Consider the following 13,192-nt stretch of genomic DNA (forward strand, 5'->3'; position numbering starts at 1 on the left):
ACCTTCTGATTGTCGGGTATTGCGCAGGGTTCTGTGCTGCTGCGCACGGTTCGTAGCGCGTAATAATACCGACAGGATAAATAATGTGTCGTATGATTAAATGTATACTTAAGCTGCTGTTAAATATGCTTTGTAACAATTTAGCCTGGAATATATACCAGATTTAGCTGGTGGGCGGCACGGGCTTTTTTGAGAATACGCACTGACCATTGCAGTGAACCTTTGGGAGTATAAACAATGCAAGAGAATTATAAGATTCTGGTTGTCGATGACGACATGCGCCTGCGCGCGCTGCTCGAGCGTTATCTGACCGAGCAGGGCTTCCAGGTTCGAAGCGTAGCCAACGCCGAACAGATGGATCGTCTGCTGACCCGCGAGTCCTTCCACCTGATGGTGCTGGATTTAATGCTGCCCGGCGAAGATGGCCTGTCCATTTGCCGTCGCCTGCGTAGCCAGAGCAACCCGATGCCGATCATTATGGTGACGGCGAAAGGGGAAGAAGTTGACCGTATCGTGGGCCTCGAGATCGGCGCCGACGACTACATTCCCAAACCCTTCAACCCGCGCGAGCTGCTGGCGCGTATCCGCGCCGTGCTGCGCCGTCAGGCGAATGAGCTGCCGGGCGCGCCCTCGCAGGAAGAGGCGGTTATCGCTTTTGGTAAATTCAAGCTTAACCTCGGCACCCGCGAGATGTTCCGTGAAGATGAGCCTATGCCGCTGACCAGCGGTGAGTTTGCGGTACTGAAGGCGCTGGTGAGCCACCCGCGCGAGCCGCTCTCCCGCGATAAGCTGATGAACCTTGCCCGCGGCCGCGAATACTCGGCAATGGAGCGTTCCATCGATGTGCAAATCTCCCGCCTGCGCCGCATGGTGGAAGAGGATCCGGCACATCCGCGCTATATCCAGACCGTGTGGGGCCTTGGCTACGTCTTCGTACCGGACGGCTCTAAGGCATGAAACGCGTGCGCTTTTCGCCGCGAAGTTCGTTTGCTCGCACCCTGCTGCTGATTGTCACCCTGCTGTTCGTCAGCCTGGTGACGACCTATCTGGTGGTGCTGAATTTCGCGATCCTGCCGAGTCTGCAGCAGTTTAATAAGGTTCTGGCCTACGAAGTTCGTATGCTGATGACCGATAAGCTGCAGCTCGAGGATGGCACCCAGCTGGTGGTGCCTCCGGCCTTTCGTCGCGAGATTTATCGGGAACTGGGCATTTCGCTCTATTCCAACGAAGCGGCGGAAGATGCGGGTTTGCGTTGGGCGCAGCATTACGAATTTTTAAGCCAGCAGATGGCGCACCAGCTTGGCGGGCCAACCGAAGTGCGGGTCGAGGTCAACAAAAGCTCGCCGGTGGTGTGGCTGAAAACCTGGCTCTCTCCGAATATCTGGGTGCGCGTCCCGCTGACGGAAATCCATCAGGGCGATTTCTCGCCGCTGTTCCGCTATACCCTGGCGATTATGCTGCTGGCGATTGGCGGCGCCTGGCTCTTTATCCGTATTCAGAACCGACCGCTGGTTGATCTTGAGCACGCGGCGCTGCAGGTTGGGCGGGGCATTATTCCGCCGCCGCTGCGCGAGTACGGGGCGTCAGAGGTCCGCTCGGTGACCCGCGCCTTCAACCATATGGCCGCGGGCGTTAAGCAGTTGGCTGACGATCGCACGCTGCTGATGGCCGGCGTGAGCCACGATCTGCGCACGCCGCTGACGCGTATTCGCCTGGCGACGGAGATGATGGCGGCAGAAGATGGTTACCTTGCCGAGTCGATCAATAAAGACATCGAAGAGTGTAATGCCATCATCGAGCAGTTTATTGACTATCTGCGTACCGGGCAGGAGATGCCGATGGAGCTGGCGGACCTGAACTCGGTGCTGGGCGAGGTTATCGCAGCGGAAAGCGGCTATGAGCGCGAGATTGCCACCGACCTGCAGGCGGGGGAGATCCCGCTGCGCATCCATCCTCTGTCCATCAAGCGCGCGCTGGCCAATATGGTGGTGAACGCCGCGCGCTACGGCAACGGCTGGATTAAGGTCAGCAGCGGAAGTGAAGCAAGCAGCGCGTGGTTCCAGGTCGAGGACGATGGTCCGGGCATCAAGCCGGAGCAGCGCGAGCACCTGTTCCAGCCGTTTGTGCGCGGCGACAGCGCCCGCAGCACCAGCGGTACTGGCCTGGGGCTGGCCATCGTGCAGCGTATTATCGACAACCATAACGGTCGGCTGGAGATCGGCTCCAGCGAGCGGGGCGGGCTGTTGATTCGCGCATGGCTGCCGATCCCCGTCCATCGCACCCTGCCGGCGAGACCGGGCAAAGAGAGTCTGATAGCGCGCTGCGCCAGGCTGCCAGCCCGCGAAGCCGGGCAACGAGGTATAAAGATGAGGCATAAAAAAAGCCGGGCATTACCCGGCTTTTGCTTAACGCGGGTTCAGGCTTAGCGTTTCGGCCCTGCGGCAACCAGCGCCGCGCCCGCCGGCGTATCGGTATACTTCTCGAAGTTTTCCACAAACAGCGTCGCCAGCTGCTCGGCCTTTTCCTGCCACTGTTCCGGAGAACCGTAGGTGTTGCGCGGATCGAGGATATGGGTATCCACGCCCGGCAGCTCGGTCGGGATCTGCAGGTCGAACATCGGCAGCGTGAAGGTTTCCGCATCATCCAGCGAGCCGTTGAGGATCGCATCAATGATCGCGCGGGTGTCTTTAATCGAGATACGCTTGCCGGTGCCGTTCCAGCCGGTGTTCACCAGGTAGGCCTGCGCGCCGGATGCCTGCATGCGTTTCACCAGCACCTCCGCGTACTGCGTCGGGTGCAGCGACAGGAAGGCAGCGCCGAAGCCGGCGGAGAAGGTCGGCGTTGGTTCCGTCACGCCGCGCTCGGTTCCCGCGAGCTTGGCGGTAAAGCCGGAGAGGAAGTGGTACTGCGTCTGATCGGCGGTCAGGCGCGATACCGGCGGCAGCACGCCAAAGGCGTCGGCGGTCAGGAAGATAACCTTGGTGGCGTGGCCCGCTTTCGATACCGGCTTAACAATATTCTCAATGTGATAGATCGGGTAGGAGACGCGGGTGTTCTCGGTCTTTGAGCCGTCATCAAAATCAATGGTACCGTCCGGGCGAACGACGACGTTTTCCAGCAGCGCGTCGCGGCGAATAGCGTGGTAGATATCAGGCTCAGCGGCTTCGGAAAGCTTAATGGTCTTCGCGTAGCAGCCGCCTTCGAAGTTAAACACTCCGTCGTCATCCCAGCCGTGTTCGTCATCGCCGATCAGGCGGCGCTTCGGATCGGTGGAAAGGGTGGTTTTACCGGTGCCGGAGAGGCCGAAGAAGACGGCGACATCGCCTTTTTCACCGACGTTGGCCGAGCAGTGCATTGACGCGATGCCCTGCAGCGGCAGCAGGTAGTTCATGATCGAGAACATCCCTTTTTTCATTTCACCGCCGTACCAGGTCCCGCCAATCAGACTGGATACGCTCGGTCAGGTTGAAGGCGATGAAGTTCTCTGAGTTCAGCCCCTGCTCCTGCCACTGCGGGTTGGTGCATTTCGCGCCGTTCATGACGATGAAATCCGGCTCAAATCCCGCCAGCTCTTCATCCGTAGGGCGGATAAACATGTTTTTGACGAAGTGCGCCTGCCAGGCCACCTCGGTAATAAAGCGTACGCTCAGGCGGGTGTCGGCGTTGGCGCCGCAGAAGGCGTCAACGATAAACAGACGCTTGCCGGAGAGTTGATGGGTAACCAGCCCCTTCAGGTGCTGCCAGGTCTCCTGTGAGAGCGGCTTGTTGTCGTTCTTGCCCTTACCCTTATCAGACCACCAGACGGTGTCACGGGTCGTATCATCGCGAACGATATATTTATCTTTCGGCGAACGGCCGGTGAAAATACCGGTATCGACGGCGATAGCACCAGAATTGGTTAATACGCCACGCTCATACCCTTCCAGATTGGGGGCGAGCTCCTCCTGATACAATGTGTCGTAGTCGGGATTGTGGACGATATCCTGGACGTCGTTGATACCATAAGCCTTGAGATCCTGCGGGGTTAAACCATTATTAACGCGCATGTCACTGCTCCTTAGCCAATATATACTGCTTTAAATTGTAGGGGTTATTGAGGGGTATAGACCGCGACCAGGCTCATAGATTTACGTATCTCGACAAACGCCCTGCTGACGGAAAACACGGTGACTCCTGTCACGAAACGGGTGGATTATCTCAGGAAATTGGCGATTGGTGGGGATAGATGTTTCTTAATGGTTAAAAAGTAATTAAAAAAACTGCTGAACTGTGAATGTAATCGCTTTCCTGAAAGAAAATTACGTAACACTTTCAGTGGGAATCGATTCATCTCGCGCGTAAAAAACTTGACGCCAGGAACGGCGGGGGAACAAACCCCCGACGAGGCGCCTGGCGGACAGGATGGTTAGTGAAGCTGGGGATCGGCCGGAGAAGCGTTATTGCGGATTTCAGCAATATCCATAGCGTTGAAGAGATAGTGATTGCCGCAGTAATCGCAGTGCATATCAATTTCGCCTTCGTCGGCGAGGATGCTATCAATTTCTTCATCCGGCAGCGTCTTCAGCGCGCCTGCACAGCGTTCGCGGGAGCAGGTGCATTTGAACTCCACGTTCTGCGGATCGTAAACCGTGACCTCTTCTTCATGGTACAGGCGCCACAGGACATCGTTAGCCGGCAGGGTGAACAGCTCCTCGGCCTTAATGGTCTCCGTCAGGGTAGCCAGGTGCTCGAAATCAGCGGCCTGGGTGTCCTGCGCCGGCATCACCTGCAGCAGCATGCCGCCGGCCATCGGTTTTCCGTCATGTTCGCCGGTACGAATGATCAGGCGGGTCGGCAGCTGCTCCGAGCGCTGGAAGTAATCTTCCAGGCAGGCGGCCAGGGTTTCGCCTTCCAGACCGACAACGCCCTGATAGCGCTCGCCCTCATCCGGAGAGATGGTGATGACCAGATAACCGTTACCCACCAGCGTTTTCAGGTCGGCATCTTCCGGGATCTCGCCCTGGATGCGCGCGACGCCGCGCAGTCTGCTGCTGGTTAGTGCCGTTAATCACCGCCAGAGAGAGGGGACCGTCTCCCTGCAGCTGCACGGTAATATCGCCGGCAAACTTCAGCGTTGCGGTCAGCAGGCTGGTGGCCACCAGCAGCTCCGCCAGTACGGTTTTCACCGGCTGCGGATAGCTATGATTAGCCAGAATTTGCTCCAGAGTGTCTGAAACGGTAACCAGCTCGCCGCGCACGGCATAGTTTTCAAACAGGTAACGATGTAATTGATCGTGTTGAGTCATAATAGTCTCTCTTGCTGGCAACAGCGCCGCCTGGCGTTCAGGCCCTTATTCACTATCGCCGTGTTTAAATCTCATCAGGTCGCGGCGCTCTTTCTTGTCCGGACGTCTGTCGGGATGCGGCATGGTTAGCGCGTTCATTTTGCGCGCCAGCGCCATTTTCTCGCGTTTCTCGATGCTCTCTACCGTCTCTTCGTACAGCGCAACGGCTTCGCTGGCGGGCCGGCGCTGTTCAGTCATGCCTTTTACGATGACGGTGCGTTCGTCGTTGCCCTGGCGTAGCGTCAGGGTAGCGTCCAGCTCAACGATTTTCCCGGGCTTGCTGCGCTGTCCGTTATAGTGCACCTTGCCGCCTTCAATCATCTCGCGCGCCAGCGCGCGGGTTTTATAGATGCGGGCTGCCCAAAGCCATTTGTCCAGTCTGATGGCGACGGCGGGCTTCTCTTTCATAGCCTCTCCTTTGACGTCAGCGAAGGGATCAGGCGCCGGTAATCGTTCATGCCGGGATGGCGGGCGTAGCGCTTTTCCGCCAGCCCGGAATCCGGATTGGTCACTCCAAGGCAGTAGCGGATACCGTACTGCGCTGCCGCATCGAGGATCGCCTCGTTGTCATCGACAAACAGCGTCTTGCGCGCATCGAAGCCGGTTTCCTCAGCCACCGCGCGCCACAGGCGCTGATCCTCTTTCGGATAACCAAATGTGTGGGTGGAAAGCAATAAATCAAGGTGTGCATCAAGACCGGTGTGCTTGAGCTTGACCGCCAGGTTGTGCGGATGGGCGTTGGTCAGCAGAATGCGCCGCTTGCCGCTGGCCTTGAGGGCATCAAGGAACGGCACGGTATCTTCGCGCAGGGCGGCTTTCGGCCCCTGCTCGCTGGTCATCGCACGAATATCCAAATTCAGGCGCTCGCTCCAGTAGTCCAGACAGTACCAGTTTAGCGTATGCTGCACCGCGTGATACTCCTGGCGCATCGCCTCTCTGGCCTCCTGCAGGCTAAGGCCGCGGGCGGCTCCCCAGGTTTCCGGAACCAGCTTTTGCCAGAAATAGTTATCGAAGGCGAGGTCGAGCAGGGTGCCATCCATATCCAGCAGAACGGTATCAACCTCCTGCCAGTCGATATCAAAGCGCATGGTGAGTCTCCAGAGAGGGGAAGTGCGCGACAGGTTAACACACCCCGTCGCGCAAAGGGTTACTCGTGATGTTCCGGGGCGGGGATGAGCACCGGGTTCAGGCAGCTTTCATAATACTTCTGAATCTCTTCCATCCGCTGGCGATGGCGCTGATAGCGACGGATCGCCAACACGCCGTGCCAGGACGCGCAGCCGAGCATCGCCAGCAGCAGCAGCGTCGTGCCGAGATAGCGCCACAGCCCTGAGCGATCGGGAATGCGGTGCAGGTTGATATGCTGCGTGCCGTTGGCATCGGTATAGAGATTAGTGACGATGCCCTCGGCGTGGAAAGGCGTATGCATCAGCATTCCGGCCAGCCGCTGCAGCTCGGCCCACTGGTCCTGGGCAGGGTAATCATACAGGCTGACGGTGGGCCACGGCTGATTGACCAGATTGCTGCCCTCATCGCTGGCGATTAAAAAACCGCCGGGAGCCGGGCTGTTCAGCGCCTGTGCCGCGCGCGACGTTTCGCGGATCACGAACGGCGCAGTGGAGGTGGTCACCAGGTTTTCCAGCGACTCGGCGCTGACCGGGCGTAACAGCACGTTGACGCCGTCCAGCTTGCCCGAACCGGCGCGTTTGGTCAGGGCGTCCCAGCTGCGCGTATTGCCGAGGTTGACCAGCGCATTCTTCAGGCGCGTGCAGTCATCTTTTGCCGAGCACAGGCTGTTCGTTTTGCTCACGATATCGCCAAAATCATCCAGCAGCACCATTCCTGATTTCTGAATGGCCGAGCGCAGCGCCGGGCTGACGCGCGAATCGTCGTCCGGGTCCGGATGCAGCTGGCGCTGGACGGATTGCATCAGCGCGGTGGCTTTGCCGACGACGTCAGACTCCGGCAGCGGCAGGGGAGGCGCATCGTTCCAGACGATTTGCGAGCAGTCAAACGGCATAAACGGCGAGCTCTCTTTTGCCGTCCAGGTATCCGGCGTGTGGATATTGCACATGCCGGTGCCCTTCAGCCGCAGGGTATCGCCGATGCGGACCTGCGACTTCTCTAACTGAGCAACGGTCGTCGCTTCAATCGTCTGCGCGCCTTTGAGCCACGAAAGCGTAAATTTAAACGGCATATTCAGCGGCACGCTGGCCCACAGCATCACTACCACCAGCAGGGCGCCGGCCGCGATAATGGCGCTGCGTAGCCAGTACTGGAGCGGGAAGTGCCTGACCTCATCGTGCAGCGACAGGAAGCGTCCCTGGCGCGCGACGTGGCGATTGAGGTAGATATCGACATCCGTTTGCTGACCGAGATCCTGGGCAATCCAGGGCTGCCAGTGGCGAGGATAGATCAGGTCGATAATACCCAGGGAGATATTATTGATGTGCTCCTGATCGTTTTCACCAAACAGGCCCCAGCGTTTTGGCATTCCTCGCAGGCAGTGGATCTCCCGCAGGGCGTTTTTACGCGGCGGAGCGTACATCCCCCACAGGCCAGCGAGCAGCAGCAGGATCCCGCCGCCGAGCAGCCAGGGGGTGAAAACGTAGGGGCCGATCAGGCTGAAGTAAAACAGCAGGAAGGCGGCCACTATCAGCACCGCTTCGCGCAGACCGTCGGGGCGGTTCAGCGCATGCTCTTCCGCGCTCTCCTGGCGAATACTCAGCAGCTCGATCTGCTCGCTCTCTTCGCCGCGAATGGATGCCTGGGTTGCCGAGGCTCTTTCAAGCGCGTAGCCGCGGGCCTCCTGCGGATAGTCGCTGAGCGCGTGGCCGTTGAGCGCAATAACCAGCGGCAGGCCGTCGGTTGGGATCAGGTCGACGCTATTTTCGTCGTTGATGTGCTGCTCCCAAAACGGCGGCAGGTGGACCTCCACCGAATCAAGGAAGTAGCGCCATTTGTTCGGATCGTCGGTGGTGATGCCGTAGCGGGTGATGGCCCGGGTCACCGTAATAACGGTATCGCTCTGCGCGTTCAACGTCAGCGAGACGGGCGCGACGCTGGCGCCCGTAGCCGGTATCTTCTGCGCCTGGCTGAGTCCTTCGAGGTACTTTTCGGCCGCCCGACGCTCCTCGGCGGAAAGCTTGCGCGTAGCCGCATCGCTAAAGGCGCTGAGTAAAGGGAGGCGACGACGTCTGGCGTGTGCGTGATACCACCACCCGATCAGCAGCGCGCAAAGCAGCAGTGCCGTGAAGAAAATCAGAAAGGTGCCCATGCCCATCCCATCATAGTTATTCTTTTCTTACCGGTATCGTTGGCTGCCATTAACACTCAAAAGCCATCCTTCAGGACAATGTTACCTGCGGTTATGGGCCAGGGAAGAGCGCGAAATCCTCGGGTACGCTGGGTACGCGTCGGCTTCAGCGCGCTATCCGCTCAGGCTGCCGGCGACGCTAACGCCCGGCGGAAGAGGTTCGTCGCGTGCGCCTGCAGTTTGCTACCGGCAGATATTGTGTAAGTAAGGGAAAATTTATTGTGCATTACAGCAACATATAAGCTTATCAAAAACGTCAAACTGCAGGAATCAGTAAATTCTCAAATACATTTCAACCTATTGACTTTTTTATCTTTATGATTCTCTCATTGAGGCCGGCAACGTTGCAACTATGTAAATTAGTGGCGAATTGAATTGCCGAAAGCGTGCCCCATATCGCACAATGACCTCTGTAATCACAGCATAGACCGATGACGATGAGCAAATCATTACAAAAACCCACTATTCTCAATGTTGAAACGGTAGCGCGGTCGCGTCTTTTTAACGTTGAAAGCGTGGATCTCGAATTCAGCAACGGCGTGCGGCGCGTTTATGAACGCATGCGGCCCTCCACGCGTGAAGCCGTGATGATTGTGCCGATTGTCGATGACCATATTATTCTGATTCGTGAATACGCGGTAGGAACGGAGTCCTATGAGTTAGGTTTCTCAAAAGGGCTGATCGATCCGGGCGAGAGCGTGCTGGAAGCGGCCAACCGCGAGCTGAAAGAAGAGGTCGGCTTCGGCGCGCGGAAACTGACGTTTCTGAAAAAGCTGAGCATGGCTCCCTCCTACTTTTCCAGCAAAATGAATATCCTGGTTGCAGAAGATCTCTACCCTGAGTCGCTGCCGGGCGATGAGCCGGAACCTTTACCGCAGGTGCGCTGGCCGATCTCTGAGCTGATGACGCTGCTGGACGAAGAAGATTTTAACGAAGCGCGCAACGTCAGCGCGCTGTTCCTGCTGCGCGAATGGCTGCAGGCGCAGGGGCGGATGTAGCTCGAAGACGCGCCTTGCGGCGATACGACGCATTGAGCGTACGGATGGATGAAAAAGAAAAAGCGCCCGCAGGCGCTTTTTTGGTTTTTGTCAGAACAGCTCGTGGGTCTCTCCCCCGCCGTCGGTAAGGGTCGTACCGACTTCATGAACCGCCTGCTGGGTGGGCTGCGTGCCGTCAATAAAATACTCCGCACGGCTATTGCCGCCGCTGGCCAGCTGGCCGGTGCTGCGATCGATATTGACCGTGACCACGCCAGAAGGCGGCGTCAGCGGCTCTTCCGGCACGCCTTCAAGCACTCTCTTCATAAAGTCATCCCAGGCCGGCTGGGCGCTTTTGGCTCCGCCCTCGTAACCGGAGATCTGATCTTTAATGGCGCCGGAAGCGGTGGTGCGGCCCAGATCGCGTCGGTGATCGTCAAAGCCAATCCATACCGAGGTCACGACGCCGGGACCATAGCCTGAGAACCATGCATCTTTCGAACTGTTGGTGGTCCCCGTTTTACCGCCAATATCGTGGCGCTGGAGATCGCGGCCGGCGCGCCAGCCGGTGCCCATCCAGCCCGGCTCGCCGAAGATGTTACTGTTCAGCGCGCTTTTAATCAGGAAGGCCAGCGGGGTGTTAATGACGTGCGGCGCATACTCCTGGGCTCCGCTCTGGGCGACCAGCGCCTGGTTAGCCTGCTCAAGCTGCGGCTGCGGCGGGGCTGCCGGGTTTTGCGGGTCTTCAGAGGTCGCCACCTCCTCAACGTCTTTATTTTCGAGGACGTTGGACTTTGGCGTATCGCCGTAAATCACCGGGGAGTTGCACTGCGGGCAGGCAACTTTCGGCCTTTCTTCGAAGATAACGCCGCCCTGATCGTTTTCTATCTTACTGATAAAGAACGGTGTAATCAGGAAGCCGCCGTTAGCCATCACCGAATAGCCGCGGGCAACCTGCAGTGGCGTAAAGGATGCAGAGCCCAGCGCCAGGGATTCGGTATGCACGATGTTCTGCGCCGGGAAGCCGAAGCGCTGTAGATATTCCGCCGCGTAATCAACGCCCATCGCGCGCATCGCGCGAACCATCACCACGTTTTTCGACTGTCCCAGCCCCTGACGCAGGCGAATGGGGCCCGCGTACTGCGGCGGCGAGTTTTTCGGCTGCCAGTCGGAACCCGCGCCGGCGTCCCAGCGGGAAATGGGCACATCGTTGAGCATGCTCGCCAGGGTTAAGCCTTTGTCCATCGCCGCGGTGTAGAGGAACGGTTTAATGTTCGACCCCACCTGACGCAGGGCCTGGGTGGCGCGGTTAAATTTACTCTGATTAAAGTCGAAGCCGCCGACCAGCGCGATAATGGCGCCGTTTTGCGGATTAATGGAGACCAGCGCCGAGTTTACGTCCGGCACCTGCGACAGCCACCAGCTGCTGCCCACCTGACGGACCCAGATCTGTTGCCCCGTCTGCACCACGTCGTTCACCTTACGCGGCGTGGCGCCCTGCTGGGTATCGGAGATAAAGCGACGCGCCCAGCGCATGCCGTCCAAATTCAGCGACACCGACGTGCCGTCAGCGAGCAGCGCCACGGCTTCCTGCGGATTAGCCGACGTCACGACCGCCGGGGAGAGCGGCCCGGAAGCGGGCTGGTTTTTTAACGTTGCGATGATTTTCTTGCTGTCCCACGGGGTTTCACCCACTTTCCACAGCACGGCTGACGGTCCGCGGTAGCCGTGACGCATATCGTAGTCCAGCACGTTATTACGCACCGCCTGCTGGGCCGACTGCTGGTTTTTACGGGTAATCGTGGTGTAGACGCGGTAGCCGTCTTCATAGGCCTGTTCGCCGTAGCGGTTAACCATCTCCTGGCGCACCATCTCGCTGAGATACGGCGAGGAGAAGGCGATTTCCGGCGCATGGTAGCGGGCATCGATCGCTTCGCCGCGCGCCTGGTCGTACTGAGGCTGCGTGATATAGCCTTCGCTCAGCATACGCGCCAGCACCACGTTGCGGCGTGCGGTTGCGCGATCCAGCGAGTATAGCGGGTTAAAGGTCGACGGCGCCTTCGGCAGGCCGGCGATGACGGCCATTTCGCTCAGGCTGAGCTGCTCGACAGATTTACCAAAGTAGACCTGCGCCGCGGCGCCGACGCCGTAGGCGCGGTAGCCGAGGTAGATCTTATTCACGTACAGTTCGAGGATTTCATCTTTGCTCAGCAGCTGCTCGATGCGGATCGCGAGGAATGCCTCCTTGATCTTACGCATCAGCGTCTTCTCCGGACTAAGGAAGAAGTTACGCGCTAGCTGCTGGGTGATAGTGCTGGCGCCCTGTGACGCATGACCAGAGAACATGGCGATGCTGGCCGCACGGAAAATACCGACCGGGTCGACGCCATGGTGCTCGTAAAAGCGGCTGTCTTCGGTGGCGATAAACGCCTTGAGCAGCTCGGGCGGCATTTGCTGCAGGGTCACGGGAATACGGCGCTTCTCGCCATATTGCGCAATAAGCTCGCCGTCCGCGCTGTAGACCTGCATCGGGATCTGCAGGCGCACATCCTTCAGGGTCGCGACGTCGGGGAGCTGCGGCTCAATATATTTATAAAGGCCAAAAATCGAGCCTGCACCCAGCAGAACGCAACAGACTGCAAGGATGAATAGATACTTTACGAACTTCACCGGAGATTTCTCATTTAGTTTTATTTGGGCAGTTTATAAACAAACGCGCGGTAGTATAAAGGCAAGCCTGGTGCATTGATAGAGTTCAACCGTAACGGCGGATAAGGAGATATCGGCATGGCTTTCAGGAACTGGCGAATAGGAATGCATATCCAGCAGGATAAGATAGCTATCGTGGCGCTGCGGTTTGAACGATCCCGCTGGGCGCTGTGCCGCTGGTGGCATATCGCGCTGGCGCCCGGCATCGTCCGAAACGGGCAGGTGGCCGACGGCGTGGCGCTGGCCGAGCGGCTGCGCGGCTGGCGGCGGGAACTGCCGCTACAGCATCAGGTGAGTATCGCGTTTCCGGCCAGCCGAACGCTGCAAAAAAGCGTTCCTCCTCCACAGCTTTCCCTGCGGGAAAGCGAGCAGGCGATGTGGGCGGCCAGCGCGATGGCCCAGCAGTCTGGAAATGCCAGTATCCTCATTATGCGTCGATTATAGCGCATCCCCGGCCTCCAACGAGTGGCGGGTGACCGCCGCCCAGCGGCTTGATATCGATGCGTTGCGCCAGCTTGCCGCCCGGTTAAAGCTCAGGGTGAGGGCGATTGTCCCGGATGCCAGCGCCCTCAGCGCCTTTTTCCCCTGGCTGCCGCCGGAACTATCAGGACTGGCGTGGCAGGATGAAATTCACTGGATATGGGCTTTGCAGGATAGCTGGGGCTGCTGCCCGTGCGCAGAGGTAGCCTCATTCGCTCAGCTTTCTGCGCGATTAAACGCCCGCCAGCTCGGGCTTTGTGCGGCCCGGCCTGCCGATGAATATCGCTTTGATCCGTGGAGCGTGATCCATCGCCTGCAGCCTCCGCTCCCCTCCTGCGGCGACAGCTTCGCCGTGGCGCTTGGGCTGGCGCTGGGAGTGAGCTGAT

The 13,192-nt window shown here is 58.7% G+C and carries 6 protein-coding genes and 4 pseudogenes; 4 read left to right on the plus strand and 6 right to left on the minus strand.

Annotated features, from left to right (window positions below):
• Positions 1-237 precede the first annotated feature (237 nt).
• A complete protein-coding gene (gene ompR / locus ABOC21_RS27200; RefSeq protein ID WP_001157751.1) occupies positions 238-957 on the plus strand; it encodes an osmolarity response regulator transcription factor OmpR in 720 nt (239 codons plus the stop codon).
• A pseudogene (gene envZ, locus ABOC21_RS27205) lies at positions 954-2,309 on the plus strand (two-component system sensor histidine kinase EnvZ); the annotation flags it as partial. The gene ompR and the pseudogene envZ, both read left to right, overlap by 4 nt.
• 113 nt (positions 2,310-2,422) lie before the next feature.
• Here envZ and pckA read toward each other — a convergent pair.
• From pckA to ABOC21_RS27230, 5 genes and pseudogenes are all read right to left on the minus strand, one after another.
• A pseudogene (gene pckA / locus ABOC21_RS27210) lies at positions 2,423-4,046 on the minus strand (phosphoenolpyruvate carboxykinase (ATP)).
• Between the two features lie 359 nt (positions 4,047-4,405).
• Positions 4,406-5,285: pseudogene (hslO, locus tag ABOC21_RS27215) on the minus strand (Hsp33 family molecular chaperone HslO).
• Between the two features lie 45 nt (positions 5,286-5,330).
• The gene (gene hslR, locus ABOC21_RS27220) at positions 5,331-5,732 is read right to left on the minus strand and encodes a ribosome-associated heat shock protein Hsp15 (RefSeq protein ID WP_426813948.1); all 402 of its coding nucleotides are present in this window, start codon (positions 5,730-5,732) and stop codon (positions 5,331-5,333) included.
• A complete protein-coding gene (gene yrfG / locus ABOC21_RS27225; protein ID WP_426813949.1) occupies positions 5,729-6,412 on the minus strand; it encodes a GMP/IMP nucleotidase in 684 nt (227 codons plus the stop codon). Before yrfG ends, hslR begins: the two co-directional genes overlap by 4 nt.
• A 59-nt stretch (positions 6,413-6,471) precedes the next feature.
• Positions 6,472-8,601, minus strand: coding sequence for an intracellular growth attenuator family protein (locus tag ABOC21_RS27230; RefSeq protein WP_426813950.1), 2,130 nt, complete (start codon positions 8,599-8,601; stop codon positions 6,472-6,474).
• Between the two features lie 476 nt (positions 8,602-9,077).
• On the opposite strand from ABOC21_RS27230, the gene nudE reads away from it, so the two are divergent.
• The gene (gene nudE, locus ABOC21_RS27235) at positions 9,078-9,638 is read left to right on the plus strand and encodes an ADP compounds hydrolase NudE (protein WP_426815590.1); all 561 of its coding nucleotides are present in this window, start codon (positions 9,078-9,080) and stop codon (positions 9,636-9,638) included.
• A 90-nt stretch (positions 9,639-9,728) separates the two neighbouring features.
• Here nudE and mrcA read toward each other — a convergent pair whose 3' ends face one another.
• On the minus strand, positions 9,729-12,287 hold the full coding sequence (mrcA, locus tag ABOC21_RS27240; protein WP_426813951.1) for a peptidoglycan glycosyltransferase/peptidoglycan DD-transpeptidase MrcA: 2,559 nt from the start codon (positions 12,285-12,287) through the stop codon (positions 9,729-9,731).
• A 117-nt stretch (positions 12,288-12,404) separates the two neighbouring features.
• Here mrcA and ABOC21_RS27245 point away from each other — a divergent pair.
• Positions 12,405-13,191 (plus strand): annotated as a pseudogene (locus ABOC21_RS27245) (pilus assembly protein).
• Position 13,192 lies beyond the last annotated feature (1 nt).

It is taken from the genome of Klebsiella sp. WOUb02, assembly GCF_050058015.1.
Classification (GTDB): Bacteria; Pseudomonadota; Gammaproteobacteria; order Enterobacterales; family Enterobacteriaceae; genus Klebsiella.